Source organism: Pseudomonas meliae (assembly GCF_001400515.1).
Classification (GTDB): domain Bacteria; phylum Pseudomonadota; class Gammaproteobacteria; order Pseudomonadales; family Pseudomonadaceae; genus Aquipseudomonas; species Aquipseudomonas amygdali.
Genome location: NZ_LJQT01000440.1, coordinates 6,010 through 23,526 on the forward strand (window position 1 = coordinate 6,010; position 17,517 = coordinate 23,526).

The 17,517-nt window shown below is 60.6% G+C and carries 13 protein-coding genes; 7 read left to right on the forward strand and 6 right to left on the reverse strand.

Features of this window, described 5'->3' with window-relative positions; all coding sequences use genetic code 11:
• Window positions 1-105: 105 nt before the first annotated feature.
• Both ALO64_RS20315 and ALO64_RS20320 read left to right on the forward strand, forming a co-directional pair.
• Window positions 106-975: an oxygenase MpaB family protein gene (locus ALO64_RS20315; RefSeq protein ID WP_002552052.1), complete on the forward strand. Its 870-nt coding sequence runs from the start codon at window positions 106-108 to the stop codon at window positions 973-975.
• A gap of 96 nt (window positions 976-1,071) precedes the next feature.
• Complete coding sequence (locus ALO64_RS20320) at window positions 1,072-2,250, forward strand: acetyl-CoA C-acetyltransferase (protein WP_005732358.1); 1,179 nt, start codon at window positions 1,072-1,074, stop codon at window positions 2,248-2,250.
• Between the two features lie 19 nt (window positions 2,251-2,269).
• On the opposite strand, the gene ALO64_RS20325 is transcribed toward ALO64_RS20320, so the two are convergent.
• The 3 genes from ALO64_RS20325 to ptsP are packed head-to-tail and all read right to left on the reverse strand — an operon-like array spanning window position 2,270 to window position 7,833.
• Window positions 2,270-4,012 (reverse strand): PTS fructose-like transporter subunit IIB, encoded by a 1,743-nt coding sequence (locus tag ALO64_RS20325; RefSeq protein WP_044344230.1) that lies wholly within the window; start codon window positions 4,010-4,012, stop codon window positions 2,270-2,272.
• Window positions 4,013-4,024: 12 nt separating this feature from the next.
• Window positions 4,025-4,966 (reverse strand): 1-phosphofructokinase, encoded by a 942-nt coding sequence (pfkB, locus tag ALO64_RS20330; protein ID WP_002552049.1) that lies wholly within the window; start codon window positions 4,964-4,966, stop codon window positions 4,025-4,027.
• The gene (gene ptsP / locus ALO64_RS20335; RefSeq protein ID WP_044344231.1) at window positions 4,966-7,833 is read right to left on the reverse strand and encodes a phosphoenolpyruvate--protein phosphotransferase; all 2,868 of its coding nucleotides are present in this window, start codon (window positions 7,831-7,833) and stop codon (window positions 4,966-4,968) included. Before ptsP ends, pfkB begins: the two co-directional genes overlap by 1 nt.
• Window positions 7,834-8,187: 354 nt before the next feature.
• On the opposite strand from ptsP, the gene cra reads away from it, so the two are divergent.
• A complete protein-coding gene (gene cra, locus ALO64_RS20340) occupies window positions 8,188-9,183 on the forward strand; it encodes a catabolite repressor/activator (protein ID WP_044344232.1) in 996 nt (331 codons plus the stop codon).
• Window positions 9,180-9,980, forward strand: a complete 801-nt coding sequence (locus ALO64_RS20345) for a TatD family hydrolase (protein WP_044344233.1) — start codon at window positions 9,180-9,182, stop codon at window positions 9,978-9,980. Before cra ends, ALO64_RS20345 begins: the two co-directional genes overlap by 4 nt.
• Window positions 9,981-10,013: 33 nt before the next feature.
• On the opposite strand, the gene ampE is transcribed toward ALO64_RS20345, so the two are convergent.
• From ampE to ALO64_RS20360, 3 genes are all read right to left on the reverse strand, one after another.
• A complete protein-coding gene (gene ampE / locus ALO64_RS20350; RefSeq protein ID WP_044344234.1) occupies window positions 10,014-10,850 on the reverse strand; it encodes a regulatory signaling modulator protein AmpE in 837 nt (278 codons plus the stop codon).
• 15 nt (window positions 10,851-10,865) lie between these two features.
• The gene (gene ampD / locus ALO64_RS20355; protein ID WP_002552044.1) at window positions 10,866-11,414 is read right to left on the reverse strand and encodes a 1,6-anhydro-N-acetylmuramyl-L-alanine amidase AmpD; all 549 of its coding nucleotides are present in this window, start codon (window positions 11,412-11,414) and stop codon (window positions 10,866-10,868) included.
• 181 nt (window positions 11,415-11,595) lie between these two features.
• On the reverse strand, window positions 11,596-13,833 hold the full coding sequence (locus tag ALO64_RS20360; RefSeq protein ID WP_044344235.1) for a DUF1631 domain-containing protein: 2,238 nt from the start codon (window positions 13,831-13,833) through the stop codon (window positions 11,596-11,598).
• A 351-nt stretch (window positions 13,834-14,184) separates the two neighbouring features.
• Here ALO64_RS20360 and nadC point away from each other — a divergent pair, with 351 nt between their 5' ends.
• Genes nadC through ALO64_RS20375 form a run of 3 tightly spaced genes read left to right on the forward strand, consistent with a single transcriptional unit; the run spans window position 14,185 to window position 17,470 of the window.
• Complete coding sequence (gene nadC / locus ALO64_RS20365) at window positions 14,185-15,033, forward strand: carboxylating nicotinate-nucleotide diphosphorylase (RefSeq protein WP_002552042.1); 849 nt, start codon at window positions 14,185-14,187, stop codon at window positions 15,031-15,033.
• Between the two features lie 58 nt (window positions 15,034-15,091).
• Window positions 15,092-16,168, forward strand: a complete 1,077-nt coding sequence (locus ALO64_RS20370; protein ID WP_044344236.1) for a TIGR00266 family protein — start codon at window positions 15,092-15,094, stop codon at window positions 16,166-16,168.
• Between the two features lie 60 nt (window positions 16,169-16,228).
• On the forward strand, window positions 16,229-17,470 hold the full coding sequence (locus ALO64_RS20375; protein ID WP_044344237.1) for a VWA domain-containing protein: 1,242 nt from the start codon (window positions 16,229-16,231) through the stop codon (window positions 17,468-17,470).
• The last annotated feature ends 47 nt before the right edge of the window (window positions 17,471-17,517 follow it).

Consider the following 17,517-nt stretch of genomic DNA (forward strand, 5'->3'; position numbering starts at 1 on the left):
GGACGCGGAGCGTCGGCATGATAGTCAGCCAGGCGATGAGCGCTCCGCGCGTCGAACGAGCTTCAGTCAGTTTTATCCACGCCCTCCCCGATGCACGAGCACGACATGGAATTCATCCGCACCCGCATCGAAACCCAGGTCATCAGCCTTACCGGCCTAGCCCTGGGCCAGCTGGATCTGGAGAACCCCAAGGGCGACCCCGGTCTGTTTGGTCCTCAGGCAGTGTGCTGGAAGGTACACGGCGATTTCACCAGCATGCTGGTCGGCGGCATCAGCGCCTTGATGTTGCAGGCGCTACACCCACTGGCACTGGCGGGTATCTGGGACCACTCCAACTTTCGTCAGGACATGCTCGGTCGCCTGCGGCGTACAGGGCAGTTTCTGTCCGGCACCACCTACGGCTCCACTCAAGATGCCAACTGGCTGATCGACAAGGTGCGCAACATTCACCTCAATATCGTCGGCACCGCGCCCGATGGCCGGCCGTATGCCGCCAGCGATCCGGATTTGCTGACCTGGGTGCATGTGGCCGAAGTCAGCAGCTTTCTCGCAGCCCATCTGCGCTACCTCAACCCGGATATGTCGCTCACCGATCAGGACGCGTACTACGCTGAAACAGCGCTGGTTGCCGAACGGCTCGGGGCAGGTAATGTTCCGCGCTCACGTCAGGCCATCGCTGATTATCTGGCAGACATTCGCGGGCAACTGGTGTGTGACGAACGCAGTCACGAAGTGCTGCGCCTACTGCTTGATGCCCCCGCGCCCAACTGGCTGGCCAAGCCTTTCGGTGTATTGATGATGCGTGCCGGTATCGACTTGCTGCCGGACTGGGCGAGCGAAATGCTCGACATTACCCAAGGCCCCGTGCAGCGCCGGATAATCCGCCTGGGCGTCAACAACACCGCGCCCATTTTGCGTTGGGCCGTGCAGGACGGATCAGCGCAACGTGCCAGACGCCGCATGGACGTTACCTAAAGGTTTTCGGCAAAACGTGACCGAGCGGTTCACGGTTGGAACCTGCCTGCCTATCTGTGCCAACATGAGCCCTCAATAACAATGAGGATCAGCACCATGCAGGACGTCGTTATCGTCGCCGCCACCCGTACCGCCGTCGGCAGTTTCCAGGGTTCTCTGGCTGCCGTTGCTGCTGTAGATCTTGGCGCTGCAGTCATTCGCCAACTGCTGGCGCAAACCGGCGTGGACGGCGCGCAAGTCGATGAAGTCATCATGGGCCAGGTGCTGACCGCCGGCGCAGGCCAGAACCCGGCGCGACAGGCTGCCATCAAGGCGGGCCTGCCCTTCTCGGTACCGGCCATGACCCTGAACAAGGTCTGCGGCTCGGGCCTCAAGGCACTGCACCTGGCGACCCAGGCGATTCGCTGCGGTGATGCCGAAATCATCATTGCTGGCGGCCAGGAAAACATGAGCCTGTCCAACTACGCGCTGCCGGGCGCACGCACCGGTTTGCGCATGGGCCATACCAGCATGGTCGACACCATGATCACTGATGGTCTGTGGGATGCATTCAATGATTACCACATGGGCATCACCGCCGAGAACCTCGCGCAGCAGTACGACATCAGCCGTGAAGCCCAGGATCAGTTCGCTGCCCTGTCTCAGCAAAAAGCGATTGCGGCCATTGAAGGCGGACGCTTTGTCGATGAAATCACTCCGATCCTGATCCCTCAGCGCAAGGGCGAGCCGTTGTCCTTCGCCACTGACGAACAGCCCCGCGCTGGCACCACGGCTGAAACACTCGGCAAACTCAAACCTGCGTTCAAGAAGGACGGCACCGTCACCGCCGGTAATGCGTCTTCGCTCAACGACGGTGCCGCCGCCGTGATGCTGATGAGCGCGGCCAAAGCCGAGCAGTTGGGCCTGCCAGTGCTGGCGCGCGTCGCCGCGTACGCCAACGCAGGTGTCGACCCGGCCATCATGGGCATCGGCCCGGTCAGTGCAACCCGGCGCTGCCTGGACAAGGCTGGCTGGTCGCTGGACGAACTGGATCTGATCGAAGCCAACGAAGCATTTGCCGCACAGTCGCTGTCGGTCGGCAAGGAACTGGGGCTGGACCCGCAAAAGCTCAACGTCAATGGTGGTGCCATCGCCCTTGGCCACCCGATTGGCGCGTCAGGCTGCCGCGTGCTGGTGACACTGCTGCACGAGATGATCAGGCGCGATGCCAAGAAGGGCCTGGCCACGCTGTGCATCGGCGGTGGCCAGGGGGTTGCCCTCGCGCTGGTACGCTGAGGGCGCTTGCAATCGGTAATCAGGCGCCTGCGGGCGCCACTTCCATGTCCACCGGCTCTGGACGCTTGATCAGCGCGTAGACCACGCCGGTCAGCACGCTACCGGCGATAATCGCCAGCAGATACAACAGCGCATGGTTGATGGCGTTGGGGATCAGCATCACAAACAGGCCGCCGTGTGGTGCCATCAGCTTACAGCCGAAGTACATCGACAATGCACCGGTCAGCGCGCCACCCACGACACTGGCCGGAATCACCCGCAACGGGTCCTTTGCAGCGAAGGGAATGGCACCTTCCGAGATGAAGCACAGCCCCAGCACGAACGCCGCCTTGCCTGCCTCTCGCTCGCTCTGGGCGAACTTGCGGTGGGCCAGGATCGTGGCGATGCCCATACCGATGGGCGGCACCATACCGGCAGCCATGGCAGTGGCCATCGGCGCATAGCTCTGGGACGCCAGCAGACCGACCGAGAACGCATAGGACGCCTTGTTGATCGGCCCACCAAGGTCGACGCACATCATTGCACCGAGCACCACGCCCAGCAGGATGGCGTTGGTGGTGCCCATGCTGTCGAGGAAGTGCGTCAAGGCTTCCAGCATGCCCGCAACCGGCTTGCCGACCACATAGATCATGACCAGACCGGTGAACAGGCTAGACAGCAACGGGATGATCAGAATCGGCTTGAGCGCTTCGACACTGGCAGGCAGACGTGCGTAGCGGTTGATCGCGGCAGCACTGTAACCAGCCAGAAAACCGGCAACGATACCGCCAATGAACCCGGCACCCAGCGTACTCGCCAACAGACCACCGATCATGCCGGGTGCCAGCCCCGGACGGTCAGCAATCGAATAGGCGATGTAACCGGCCAGTAACGGCACCATCAGTTTGAACGCCGCCTCCCCACCGATCTGCATCAGTGCCGCAGCCAGCGTGCCCGGCTCTTTGAACGCGGTGATACCGAACACGAAGGAAAGAGCGATCAACAGCCCGCCCGCCACCACCATCGGCAGCATGAACGAAACACCGGTCAGCAAGTGCTTGTAGACGCCCGTCTTTTCTTGCCTGGCGGGTGACTTGGCGGTGGCCTCATCGGATTCCACCTGCCCTTCCGCCAAGGCTTTTTTCAGGGTCGCCTCGGACTGCTTGAGGGCGATCCCGGTGCCGCAACGGTAGATCTTCTTGCCGGCCAAGCGGTCGGTATTGACCTCGATATCCGCCGCCAGCAGCACCACGTCGGCATCGGCGATGGCCTTGGCGCTGAGCGGGTTGCGCGCACCGACCGAACCCTGGGTTTCGACTTGCAGGTCGTAATTCAGACGCTTGGCAGCCTGCTGGATCGCTTCGGCCGCCATGAACGTGTGCGCGACGCCGGTCGGACAAGCCGTGATCGCAACGATGCGCGGTTGCGCGCCCGTATCACCGCTTGCCTGAGGCGCCGCGGCTTCGGAAGCCACATGCACCTGCGCTTCTCGCTCGGCGCGCTGCAGAAAACTGTCGACATCCTGCAACGCATGCGCAGGCGAATCCTGAAACAGGCGTTTGCCGACAAAGCGGCTCAGGTCCACCGGACCGGTATTGACCACCAGGACAAGATCGGCGGCTTCGATGTCCTGAGCGGACAAGTGCTGATCGGCCTTATTGGGATCGATGATTTCGACGCTGGTTTCCCAGCCCTGGCGCAGAGCCGCCGCTTCGAGCAATCGTGCGCTGAGTACGCTGCTGACCTTGCCGTTCGGGCAGGCCGTAACTATGGCTAACTTCATGACGATCCTCTCTTATTGTTCTGAAAGGCTGCGTACAGTGACGCCGCCTTCAAGCCGTTTGAGTTGCGCGGCATCGGTGATACCGAAACCGATCTGGGTCACTGCCATGGCGGCAATCGCCGTAGCGGTGCGCAAGGTCTTCTGTGGCTCGTGAGCGCTGATCAGCCCGTGCACCATGCCGGCCAGAAGCGAATCGCCAGCACCTACCGTGCTGGCCACCGTGACCTTGGGCGGCAGCGAGTGCAGCGCCACACTTGGACTGAACCAGTGCACGCCTTCAGAGCCCTGAGAGATCACCACATGCTCGATGCCCTGCGTGTGCAGGCGAGCAGCCACTTCGGCTTGCGCGGCGATGGAAATGATCGGTGCGTCGAGCGCATCGGCCAGTTCTTCGGTGTTGGGCTTGATCAGCCACGGCCCGGCGGTAAGACCGGCGCGCAGGGCCAGGCCGCTGCTGTCCAGCGCTACTTTCAGACCGAGGTCCTTGAGCATCACCAGCAGTTTGTGCAGCCACTCCGGCGTGACACCACGCGGCAGGCTGCCAGCAACGACCACAACGTCGAAACCTGATGCAATCTGTTGCACACGGGCGAACAGCGCTTGCTGTGCCTCTTCACTGACCTGCGGGCCAGGGCCGTTCAGGTCGGTGATGCGGCCACTGCCTTCGGCCAGCTTGATATTGCTGCGGGTTTCTCCCGGCACACGGACAAACTCGTCAACAAAGTTGCGACGTTCGAACAACGCCTCGAACGCTTGCTGGTTGTCGACACCGAGAAAACCGGCAACGGTCAGGTCGTGGCCCAGGTCTGCCAGCACCTGCGCCACATTCAGGCCTTTGCCCGCTGCGTGAGTGAGCATTGCATTGCTGCGGTTGACCTGGCCCAGCTCCAACTGGCCCAACTGCACAGTCAGGTCCAGCGCCGGGTTCATGGTCAGGGTAAGAATCTTAGCCATTACACAGCCTCCACAAGCGCACGAACTTCGGCGGCGCTGCCCGCCGTCAGCGCATTTTGCGCCAGTTGTTGCGCGCTGCTCAGGGTCAGCTCACGCACGCACGCCTTGACCTCGCCAATGCTGCGCGCCGATACACTCAATTCATCCACGCCCAGCCCGACCAGAATCGGCACCGCCAGCGGGTCGGCGGCCAGTTCGCCGCACACGCCCACCCATTTGCCGTTGGCATGCGCAGCGCGCACGGTCATGTCGATCAGTTGCAGCACCGATGGGTGCAGGCCGTCAGCCTGAGCCGAAAGAGTCGGATGGCCGCGGTCGATGGCCATTGTGTACTGCGTCAGGTCGTTGGTGCCGATGCTGAAGAAGTCCACTTCCTTGGCCAGCACCGGGGCAATCAGAGCCGCCGATGGCACTTCGATCATGATCCCCAGTTGCAGGTCGCTGACCGGAATCTCCTCGCGCAACCGCTCGGTCATTTCCCGCGCCTGACGCCACTCTTCAAGCGTGCCGATCATTGGGAACATGATGCGCAGCGGGCCGCTGTCTGCGGCGCGTAACAGGGCGCGCAACTGGCTTTCCATCACATCCGGGCGTTGCAGGGTCAGGCGGATACCGCGTACGCCAAGAAACGGGTTTTCCTCTTTGGCGATCGGCCAGTAAGGCAGTGGTTTGTCGCCACCCACGTCCAGCGTACGCACCACCAGCGGACGGCCGCCCAGATCAGTCAGCACGCGACGGTATTCAGCTTCCTGCGTGGCTTCATCGGGGGCCTGAGAATGCGCCATGAACAGCAGCTCGGTGCGTAGCAGGCCAACGCCTTCCGCGCCCTGCTCCACAGCCGCTGGCGTCCCGGTGCTATCGCCGATATTGGCGAACACTTCGACGGCATGCCCATCCCGCGTCACAGCAGGCTCCATACGCGCTGCCGCTGCGGCCTTGAGGCGCTCTTCGCGGGCATCACGGTCCTGAGCGGCGCGCTGCAGGGTTGCTTCGTCAGGTGCGACGGTGAGCCGCCCGCGCTGGCTGTCGAGCAGCAGCACGGTGCCGGGCTTGAGCAGCAGCACTTCGTCACCGGCACCGACCAGTGCGGGAATGCCCAACGCACGCGCCACGATGGCACTGTGCGCGGTCGCGCCGCCACGGGCGGTGAGAATGCCAGCGACCTGCGCCGGGTCCAGACGGGCTACGTCGGATGGGCCGACTTCGTCCATCACCAGAATGTAAGGTTCGTCCGGGGCCGCAACGGTTTCGACGCCGCAGATCTGCGCCAGCACGCGACGCCCCACATCACGCAGGTCGGCGGCACGCTCGGCCAGCAGTGCGTCCTGGAGTTGTTCCTGCTGAACGGCAGCGGTCTCGATAACCGTGGCCCAGGCCGCAGCCGCGCTTTCGTCGTTGTTGAGGCGCGCCTCGACTTCGTTGGTCAGTTCCGGGTCTTCGAGCATCTCCTGGTGGGTGATGAAGATTTCCCGGATAGCCTTGGACTTGCTGCGCTGAATGAGGTTTTCGATGTCGCTGCGGACTTCACCGATCGCCTTGTGCAGACGCTCGCGTTCGGCAGCCACAGACTCACTCTGCTGCGGATAATCAAAGATTTGCAGCACCTGAACGTGGGCCGGGCCGATAGCAATGCCCGGCGAAGCAGGCACGGCCTGCAACACGCTACCGGCAGCCGGGGCGTTAAGCGGCTTGGCTACAGCAGCAGGCGCTGGTGCAGCCTGAGCCTCTGAAGCAACGGGCAACGGTTCGACTTCTTCACCCAGGCCCTGCTCCACTGCGGCGATCAGGGCAGGCAACGCATCGTTGGCAATCGTCGGTTCGGCAATGAACTCCAGCGTCTGACCACGGCGTGCGCCGAGGCTGAGCAGCTTGCTCAGGCTCTTGGCCGACACCGCAGATTCGCCGCTTTCCAGCACGCGCATACGGATCTCGCCGTCAAACTCCTTGGCCAGTTGCGCCAGTATCTTCGCCGGGCGGGCGTGCAGGCCGTGGGCGTTGGCCAGCTGGACGCGCTGGGTCGGCCATTCGGCAGGCACTTCGCCGCCCAGAGCTTCCAGCACAACGCGACTGTTGGTGGCGTGGCCCAACTCATGACCACGGCCTTCGATCAGCAACAGGCACAGACGCTCCAGCAGCGCCTGATGCGCCTCACCCAGACTGGCGAGACAGAACAGACCGGTCAGCGGCTGGCCAAGATAGCGGATAGGTTTGTCCGGCGTGACGAACGCCAGACCCGGACGTTTGACCGTTTGCTCGCTGTGCAGCCACCACAGGCCATCACCCAGCGACAACGCTTCAACCTGCTGCAGCACGGCAGCGAACCCGTTGCTCACGCAGTCGGCTTTGCGCAGCAGGCGTGCGCCGCGCCAGACCAGTTCTTCAAAATCGTCGGCCGATACGCCGAGGCTGATCATCTGTGCGTCGAGCGCCAGTTCCTGAGGTGCGCCCTGCAACAATTTGAGCAGGTCTTCCGGCGTCCTGGCTTCGCGCAGCGCCTGGCCCAGATCCTCTTCACCCAATGCGCGGGTCAGCAGTTGCAGCAGACGCAAGTGCTCATCGGACTTGGCCGCAATACCAATCGCCAGATAGACCATTTGCCCGTCGCCCCAGTCCACCCCTTCGGGGAACTGCATCAGACGCACACCGGTGGTAACCACCAGATCGCGGGTTTCGGGGGTACCGTGCGGGATGGCGATGCCCTGACCGAGAAAGGTCGAGCCCTGCTGCTCACGGCTCATCAGCCCGGTGAGGTAGCCCTCGGCAACCAGGCCATCAGCGACCAGGTGGTCGGCAATCAGCTTAAGTGCGGCAGTTTTATCCACAGCCGACCGGGCCATGGATATTTGCTCCAGAGTGAGTTCGAGCATTGCCTTGACTCCTGTGCAGCGCCAAGGCGCCACCTGATTCTTGTTTTAATGACGATCACGTGATCGACAGCTTGGGGGGATGCAAGCGATGCTTGCCCGGACATCGTATCGGACATCACTTTCATCTCGATTGCAGCAGACAACAGGCGTGCTGAATCGTTTAATCTACAATTGCCCGGCACGTTACTCGATTCTAGGGATTCATTGAAGCCCAGTCGGGCTGATCACTGTGGGACACTTCCCAAAATACTTGAAGCACATGGGAATTTCCTACGGTCTGGTGTAAAGATCATCGTCATAGCAAAAATAATTCGACTGTCCAGAGCCACTTACCTGACTAAAGGAAATTTCGGGGTGAAACTGAGCGATATCGCACGTCTTGCAGGTGTTTCTGTCACTACGGCCAGTTACGTGATCAATGGCAAGGCCGAACAACAACGCATCAGCCCGGCAACGGTCGAACGCGTCAAGGCAGTGGTCGAGCAGCACGACTTCCGACCCAACCCGCAAGCGGCGGGCCTGCGCAGCCGTCATAGCAAAACGCTGGGCTTCATCCTGCCGGACCTGGAAAACCCCAGTTATGCGCGCATCGCCAAATTGCTTGAACAGGGCGCACGCAGTCTCGGCTATCAACTGCTGATTGCCAGCTCCGATGACGACCCTGTCAGCGAACTGCAGCTCTTGCAGCTTTTCCGTGCGCGACGTTGCGATGCACTGCTGGTCGCCAGTTGCTTGCCACCTGATGACGACAGCTACCGCGACTTGCAGCTCAAGGGCATGCCGATCATCGCCATCGACCGGGAAATGAATCCCGAATTTTTCTGCTCGGTAGTCAGCGACGACCATGACGCAAGCCTGCAACTGACTCGCAGCCTCTTGCAAACCCGACCGCGACACATCGCCCTGATCGGAGCACGTCCAGAGCTGAGCATCAGTCGCGCGCGTGCCGCAGGCTTCGAACACGCACTCGACGGTTTTACCGGAGCCACCATCATCGAGCACGGCGAAGCGTTCAGCCGTCAGTGTGGCCAGCGTTTGATGACCGAGATGCTACAGCGTCAGGGGCATTTTCCCGATGCGCTGATAACCACGTCCTATGTGCTGCTGCAAGGCGTGTTCGATGTGCTGCAAAGTCAGGCACTGCAATCGACTCAATTGCACCTGGGCACCTTCGGCGATACACAACTGCTGGACTTCCTGCCGTTGCCCGTCAATGCCATGGCCCAGCAGCACCAGTTGATCGCCGACATGGCGCTGCAACTAGCCCTGGCCGCTATCGAGAAGGATACTTATCAGCCTGGCGTCCATGCCATTGCACGCGCCTTCAAGCAACGTATTCACGAGGTGTGAATGTGACGCTGATCGATACCCATACCCACCTGGACTTTGCGGATTTCGATGCCGACCGCGCCCAGGTCCTGGATAGCTGCCTGGCACTCGGCGTGCAGCGCATCGTGGTGCTTGGGGTGTATCAGCGCAACTGGCAGCGGCTGTGGGAGCTGACCGAAGCAAACCCTGCCCTGCACGCAGCTTTCGGGCTGCATCCGGTGTATGTCGATGAGCACCGGGCAGAACACCTGAACGAACTGGCGGACTGGCTGACGCGCCTGCAAGGACATCCGCAGCTGTGTGCAGTGGGCGAGATCGGTCTGGATTATTACGTCGAGCATCCGGATAAGCCACGTCAGCAGGAGCTCTTTGAAGCACAACTGCAATTGGCATCAGACTTCAACCTGCCCGCCCTGCTGCATGTGCGCCGCAGTCACGCTGACGTAATTGCCGCTCTCAAACGCCACGAACTCAAACGCAGCGGCATCGTTCACGCCTTTGCAGGCAGTCGTGAAGAGGCGCGTGAATACATAAAGCTGGGCTTCAAACTGGGCCTTGGCGGCGCAGCGACATGGCCGCAGGCGCTGCGCATGCATCGTGTCATCGCCGAGCTGCCGCTGGACAGCGTCGTGTTGGAAACCGACTCACCGGACATGGCACCTGCCATGCACCCCTACATGCGCAACAGCCCGCAGCACTTGCCTGACATTTGCCAAGCGCTCGCCGACCTGATGAAGATCCCCTCTGAGCGCCTGGCCCAGGCGAGCACCGAGAATGCCTACGAGCTGTTCGGCTGGCCTCGTACGGCCAGCGCATAAGTCAAAATCGTTGGGTCAAAACTGCCGAGCCGATCAGCGCAACAGGGTCCACAACGCAAATCCTGCGTACCAGACAATTGCAGCACGAACCAGCAGCTCCCAGAGCATGTCGAGACCGGTGACACCTTGCGGACCGATCACCGGCGGCGGCACCTCGCTGGCAGCGCAACCCACACGCGTAATCAGCTGTGCGGCGCTGATGTTCCAGTTGAGCAGTTCGTGCAACATCACGCGACTCACGGCTACAAAGTTGCCGACCAGCGCAAAGCTTGCGGCGAGCAGCCTGACCGGCACCCATTCAAAGGCGTGGCGCAGTTGCCCTGCCCGCTCTACCAGTGCAGGTGTCGTGCCCTGTTCAGCGGCAAGCGCCAACAGCCTGTAGGCCAATGCCGCTACCGGGCCGAGCACGAAATACCAGAAAATAACGGCGAAGAAACTCTGAAACGCCTGCCAGAGCATGTAGCCCTGCACGCCGTGCAGCAATTGCTCGCCGTTATCTGCCTGCACACCCATGTCGCGCCCGGCCACGTGCACCGCGGCCTGCGTATCACCACGCCTGCAGGCATCACGAAACGGCCCGAGTACCGCGATCAGGTCAACCCGACCCAGGCTGTAGATCAGCACCAGCAGGTGGATAGGCAGGACCAGCCAGCCATAAGCCACCGAGCCGATGATGGTCAGCGCCAGTTGCAGCAGCAGGACAGGCACTAGAACCAGCAGCGCCAGCATGATCCAGGGACGTGTCGCCGTCCGCGGGCTGGCTTCGAGCCTGGCCAGTTCCTTCAGCCAGGGCCCGTCACGCTGAACGCGCTGACGCAGCGCCGAAAACTTCTCGACAAGAACGGCCAGCAGTAGCACCAGAAAACTCATTGTTCGTCCCTCACATCAATCCAGCAAAGCCGCTTGAAACCTGGCCCAGTCGAAAAAGGGGCCTGGGTCAGTCTTGCGTCCCGGCGCTATGTCACTGTGACCGCAGATGCGCTCGGGGGTGATTGCCACGAAAGCCTGACGCAATTGACGCGTCAGCTCGATCAGAGCGTGGTACTGCGCCTCGGTGAACGGCTGCTCGTCAGTTCCTTCCAGCTCAATGCCGACAGAGAAGTCATTACAGCCCTCACGACCCTGAAAACTGGAAACCCCTGCGTGCCACGCGCGATCAAGACAGGAGACGAACTGAATGACCTCGCCATCACGTTCAATCAGAAAATGCGCTGAAACGCGCAGATCGGCAATCCCCACAAAGTAGGGATGCTCGGTGCTGTCAAGCTGGTTCTGAAAGAAAGCCTGCACTTTGCCGGTCTTGAATTGCGCAGGCGGCAGACTGATGTTGTGGATGACCAGCAGCGAGATTTCGCCTTCGGGCCGCGCATTGAAGTTGGGTGAAGGGCAATGCTGTACGCCATCGCACCAGCCGCTTGCGGAGTCCAGTTGCATGAGCGCTCCTTGAACGGGCGAATAAGTGGCGCTGATTATGCCCGCGACAGGAATGGATGTGGAGGTTTAGCCGTTGACCCGCGGTGTAGGAAACACACGCTACACAGCTGAGATAGGTGACGCGGGCTTCACGAACTGCATGCCGACGCAGAGCGTCGGCAATACAATCAATCAGATAAGATCAGGCACCCTTGAGCTTGCGCAGGTTGCTGATGACCGATTCCAGTGCCCGGTCAAACAGCAGCGCATCATCGAGAATCCGCACGGCACCGCGACGAAACTCGATGGCAAGACCGGTACGGGTCTTTTCCAGGACCTTCATGCCGGTTCGGTTGACGAACACATAGCGCCCGGTCGGCTCGACAATCGCGGTCAGTTTGCAGCGCAGCTTGTGCTCTTCATCTTCCTGAATCTCGACCCAGCAACCGACGCGCAATTTGTCGACCATCTGCAGACCGGCATCGTCGGCAGGCAGCTGCACAGTCGGCTCATTGAGCATCCGCTCTTCGGGGGTGACCAGAACGATTTCTTCAACAACGGCCATCATCGGCGGGCTTTCAACGAGCTGTGCGCCTGTCAACGACGTTTCACCACCTTGTGCATCATCACCACCTTCCTGCAAGCGCGAGAAGTGCTGGAACGCCTGAACGTGCAGCGATTCCAGCTGGCTGAAGAATTCACTGGTGGCAAACGGGTCGAACGCAGCGCTGGTCAGGCCATCGCGCAGGGACTTGAGCAGCCCGGGCACCAGCTCGAGCAAGCGCTGCAGCGCCTGGGGGTCGTCATGTTGTTCGACGCTCCAGATCAGCTCATCCATGGTTGCCAGTCCGGCCTGCCATTCGCTGGACTCTTCGCCATGCTTGAGACAGGTCAGCAGAAGCACCTTGCTCCAGGCCTCCTGCAGCAGACGCACAACCACCTCCGGCAATGTGCGGCCCAGCAGGCGCTGATTCAACTCATGCTGCACCTGCTGCCGTGCCAGTTCGGCACGCGCGCGCCCCTCTTCGGCATCGCGGGTGCGCTGCTCAAGCAGCTCACTGCGACGACGTTCGTCACTGGTGAACGCCAGAAAGTCCGCCAGCAATTCAGAGAAGATTGCCGGATCATCGACAAAGTCATTGAGCAGGCGCTGCACGATCTGCTCGACGCGTTGATAAAGCGAGTCGTGCTGATAGTCATCACGGCTGCCCCAACCCAGCGCGGCAGTGGCAATTTCGTTGAGCAGGCGGCGGGCCGGATGGCTGCCGCGGCTGAAAAAGCTTTTATCGAGCACAGCTACTTTAAGCATCGGAATCTGCAAGCGCCCGATCAGCGCACGCAATGAAGGCGTCAGGTTGCGATCATCAAGGATAAACTCGAAGAGCATGGCAATCAGGTTGATCACATCCTCGTCGCCGCCGCCAACAATTCTGGATTTGCCGGTTTTGACGTTGACTCGGGTCAGCAACTGTTCCAGCTGATTGCGCAGGTCAAAATCGTCTGCGGTGTCTTGAGAGGGGACGTACTGCTGCAGGTGAGAAAGCAGGCGCAGCAGGTCACGGCTGGAAATCGGCCGAACCTCGGCATTGGGCTCATGACGCGGAGCGAGGTTGCCACGAACCTGCAGCAACAACTCCTGCAGCGCAGAGAAAACCTCCTGCACACCTTTGTCGAGCTTGTCGGCGGCCTCATTCATTGCAGGATCAGACATCTCGGAGACGCGATTCCTGGGAGCCGCCCGATCAGATGATCGACGGGCCGGCAGTGCTTTCATGTCCGGCAACACACCCGTGGCAATCAGCAGTTGATTGGCTTCACTGTAAAGGTGGTCAGTATTGGCCAGGACGTATTTCTCGAATAGTTTGAGAATGATCAGCTTGACCTTGATCTCGACGCCAAGGCTACGTCCTGCATCCAGGAAAAACCGGCACAGCATTGCCGGACCCAACGGGTTGGAATCCTCGGCGATAGCTTGCGGAATCAGAACATTCAGGCGGGCAGTGAGCTGGCCCAGCGCGAGGCTGTCACGGCTCATGACCTTGCTGACCATGGCATCCACCGCCACAGTCTTCTCGAGATCATCGTTATGCACCAGCGCCAGCTTATCGAACGACACGGCGGTGGGCAGCACGGGCTCGTGAATCTGATACTGGCCCAAAGCCAGAAAAGACTCATAAAACTTGTCGAGGAAGCCTCGCTCGATACTTTTGCGCTTGAGGCGCAGGTCGCGCATGGCTTCAAAGAAGATGTTCTGATCAGTATTGCTGCGGGCGCGGTCAGCCATTTCGAACAGCGTATCGTCGGCGTTGTCGAACAGCGCCTGCAACGCATCCTTGAGCTGCTGGGCCGCCTTGTCGCGGACCTGCAACAACACAACAGGTAATCGGGCCAAAGGAGTACCGGCCCCCTGCGCGGGGAGCACTTTTTCGTCGTTCGGCATTACACCCCCTGACAGGAAACAACCTGAACCCCATCACAAACGTGGCTTGCTACCCTCGCACTGTGAAGCGACCCGCTTGGCCTTGCAAAACGTCAAAGTCATGACGTCAATTACAAGTCGGATTATCTTTCAAAACTTGTCATCTACGCCAGTGACACTTCTATGGTTGTCGTTGGAACTGTGACAAGGCACTCATATGCTGCGATAGACCGCGATATTCGCTTTCCATCGCAAACGAATTTGCCAAACCGACCAACTGCATGTTCTCAAGGCTGCACCGGGGCATCGCCGCAGGTGGGTTAGCGGTGTGCGGTGCCTTATACTCGGACGACTTTGCTACTGGAGCCCGCTATGCCGAATTTACGAATTGCCGACCTGACCGCCGAGATCGAAGCCAATGTGCGCCGCGCATTGCTTGAGGATGTCGGCAGCGGCGATATCACCGCCCAATTGATTCCGGCGGAACGGCTGGCCAAGGCCACCATCATTTCCCGCGATGCAGCGGTGATCGCCGGCACCGCATGGGTCGATACGGTCTTCCGCCAACTGGACCCTCGCGTGGCGGTGCACTGGCAGGTGACCGATGGCGACCGGGTCAGCCCGAATCAGGCGCTGTTTCACCTGGAAGGTCCGGCTCGCTCGCTGCTAACCGGCGAACGCAGCGCGCTCAATTTTCTGCAGATGCTCTCGGGTGTGGCCACGCGTGCACAGTACTTCGCAGACATGGTCTCGGGCACCCAGGTCAAATTGCTGGACACCCGCAAGACACTGCCGGGCCTGCGCCTGGCGCAGAAATACGCCGTCACCTGCGGTGGCTGTCATAACCATCGCATCGGTCTATACGACGCGTTTCTGATCAAGGAAAACCATATCGCAGCCTGTGGCGGCATTGCCCAGGCAGTAGAGGCAGCCCACCGGATTGCGCCGGGCAAGCCTGTGGAAGTCGAGGTGGAAAGCCTGAGTGAACTCAAGCAGGCGCTGGACGCAGGCGCCGATATCATCATGCTCGATGAACTCAGCCTCGATGACATGCGCGAAGCCGTGCGTCTCACCGCAGGCCGCGCCCGTCTGGAAGCCAGCGGCGGCATCAATGACGACACCCTGCGGGTGATTGCCGAGACCGGTGTGGATTACATTTCCATTGGTGCGATGACCAAGGACGTGAAGGCCGTGGACCTGTCCATGCGCCTGAGCCTCTGAATATCGCGCAAAAACGCGCGCACAAACGACTGTCACGATTCGCTCGGGAGTAGACGCTTTGGAACAATGGTTTGTGATGAATGCGGGCCGACAGCTTGGCCCGATGGATGCGGACGCTGCACGGCTGATTGCCCGTGAGTCGCCCGGCGCATGGTGCTGGAAACAGGGCATGCCGGACTGGCAGCCGATCTATCAGGTGGCGCAGGTGCGCGCCATGAAGAAGGACGGCGTGACGCCTTTCCCGGACCCGACGCCAGACATGATCCAGCCGAAGCCGTCCGGGCTGCCCGCACAGGCGGCATCCACACCTGCGGCACCTGCACCTCCTGCCAAGCGTCCCTCATTCACGCCGGACCCGAACGCCTCGGGCGGCTATGGCCTGGCGCAGACCACCGATGGCGTGGACTTCAAGCTGTACGGTGCGGAAACGCAATTCGTCGAGCTGGAGCTTGATCCTGGCGAAAGCGCCGTCGCCGAAGCCGGGGCGATGATGTACAAGACCTGCGACGTGCAGATGGAAACCATCTTCGGCGACGGCAGCAACCAGTCTTCAGGGCTGCTGGGCTCGCTGTTCGGTGCAGGCAAACGCATGCTGACCGGCGAAAGCCTGTTCACCACGGTGTTTTCGCAACAGGGTTCGGGCAAGGGGCGCGTAGCGTTTGCAGCGCCCTACCCCGGCACCATCCTGCCACTGAACCTGCGTGATTTCGGCGGCAAACTGATCTGCCAGAAGGACAGCTTTCTGGCCGGTGCCAAAGGTGTATCCATTGGTATCCAGTTTCAGAAAAAAATCCTCACTGGTCTGTTTGGTGGCGAAGGTTTCATTCTGCAAAAGCTGGAAGGCGACGGCTGGGTATTCGTGCACATGGGCGGCACAGTGCGCAAGATCGAGCTGGCGGCAGGCGAATCGCTGGATGTCGATACCGGCTGTCTGGCGGCCATGACGCAGGCAGTCGATTACGATATCCGCATGGTTGGTGGCGGCATCAAGTCGATGCTGTTCGGCGGCGAAGGCGTGTTTTTCGCCAGGCTGACCGGGCCTGGCACTGTGTGGCTGCAAAGCCTGCCCTTCTCACGACTGGCCGGGCGCATGCTGGCAGCAGGGCCTGCCGGGGTGGGCAGAAGCGAACGTTAACGTCAGCACTTCGTCATTCGACCGAGGGCTATGCTGCGCCCTCACTGCCAAGGAAGAGACATGCAGATTACTCAAGGTCAACGTGTTCCCCTGTCCAGCCTGATTCAGGGCTCTGATCTCACCCTGTCGATTGCCATCAAGTCCGCACAGGTCATTGATTACGTCTGCTTCGGCGTCGATGCCAACGGCAAGCTGTCGGACGACCGCTACATGGTTTTCTTCAATCAGCCGAGCAGCCCCTGCAACAGCGTCAAACAAGTCAATGGCGGGGATTTTCAGCTATCGCTCGCGGGCTTGCCTGCCTCGATAGAGCGATTGGTATTTACTGCGTCCATCGATGGCGCTGGCACCATGAGCGAGATTCAGGCGAGCCATTTCAGCATCCAGAGTCAGGGCCGCGAATTAGTTCGCGGCGAGTTCTCCGGTGCAACCTTCACCGCCGAAAAAGCCATCATGGTCGCCGATATCTATCGCAAGAACGGCGAGTGGCGCATCGCCTCCAATCTGCAGGGCTATAACGCCGGGCTGGACGCGCTGGTGGTGCATTTCGGCGGCGAAGTGGCTGATGCTCCAGCCCCCCCGCCAGCAGCACCCCCGCGTATTTCGCTGGAAAAGAAAATCGCTGACGCCGCACCGCAATTGATAAGCCTGGCCAAAAAGGCTCAGGTCAGCCTGGAAAAAGCCAGACTGACCGATACCAAGGCCAGGGTTGGTCTGGTACTGGATGCGTCCGGTTCGATGAACCCGCAGTACACCCGCGGTCATGTTCAGGAAGTGGTAGATCGCCTGATTCCGCTTGCCGTGCATTTCGACGACGACGGCGCACTGGACTGCTGGGCCTTCGGAGCAAAGCCCCAGCAGTTAAGTGCGGTGACGCTGAGCAACTTCCAGAACTTCATCAAAACCGATCATGGCGGCTGGAAAGACTGGGAACTGGACGCACGCATCAACGATGAGCCCAAGGCAATGCGCATGGTCATCGACTACTACAAGAAGTCCGGTGACAAGACTCCGGTCTACATCCTGTTCATCAGCGACGGCGGCGTGCATCAGGATCGCGAAATTACCAGGTTGATGACCGAAGCGGCGAAGCTGCCGATCTTCTGGCAGTTCGTCGGCCTTGGCGGACGCGGTTACGGCATTCTGGAAAAACTTGATGACATGGGCGGTCGCGTTGTCGACAACTGCAACTTCTTCGCCCTCGACCGGCTGGACGAGATCCCGGAAGAAAAGCTTTATGACCTGCTGATGGAAGAGTTTCCCGACTGGCTGAAAGCGGCAAAGGGTGCAGGGATTTTGTAACGCATCGAGCTCTCAACTATCGTAAAACGCAGAGCGTCGAGAACTGC

What these genes read in the sequence shown, in the direction of transcription:
- pfkB (WP_002552049.1), bottom strand. Translation starts at nt 4,966, where the DNA reads ATGGCTAAGATTCTTACCCTGACCATGAACCCGGCGCTGGACCTGACT.
- ampD (WP_002552044.1), bottom strand. Translation starts at nt 11,414, where the DNA reads ATGCAACTGGACTCCGCAAGCGGCTGGTGCGATGGCGTACAGCATTGC.
- ALO64_RS20360 (WP_044344235.1), bottom strand. Translation starts at nt 13,833, where the DNA reads ATGCCGAACGACGAAAAAGTGCTCCCCGCGCAGGGGGCCGGTACTCCT.
- ALO64_RS20320 (WP_005732358.1), top strand. Translation starts at nt 1,072, where the DNA reads ATGCAGGACGTCGTTATCGTCGCCGCCACCCGTACCGCCGTCGGCAGT.
- ampE (WP_044344234.1), bottom strand. Translation starts at nt 10,850, where the DNA reads ATGAGTTTTCTGGTGCTACTGCTGGCCGTTCTTGTCGAGAAGTTTTCG.
- ALO64_RS20375 (WP_044344237.1), top strand. Translation starts at nt 16,229, where the DNA reads ATGCAGATTACTCAAGGTCAACGTGTTCCCCTGTCCAGCCTGATTCAG.
- ALO64_RS20315 (WP_002552052.1), top strand. Translation starts at nt 106, where the DNA reads ATGGAATTCATCCGCACCCGCATCGAAACCCAGGTCATCAGCCTTACC.
- nadC (WP_002552042.1), top strand. Translation starts at nt 14,185, where the DNA reads ATGCCGAATTTACGAATTGCCGACCTGACCGCCGAGATCGAAGCCAAT.
- ptsP (WP_044344231.1), bottom strand. Translation starts at nt 7,833, where the DNA reads ATGCTCGAACTCACTCTGGAGCAAATATCCATGGCCCGGTCGGCTGTG.
- ALO64_RS20325 (WP_044344230.1), bottom strand. Translation starts at nt 4,012, where the DNA reads ATGAAGTTAGCCATAGTTACGGCCTGCCCGAACGGCAAGGTCAGCAGC.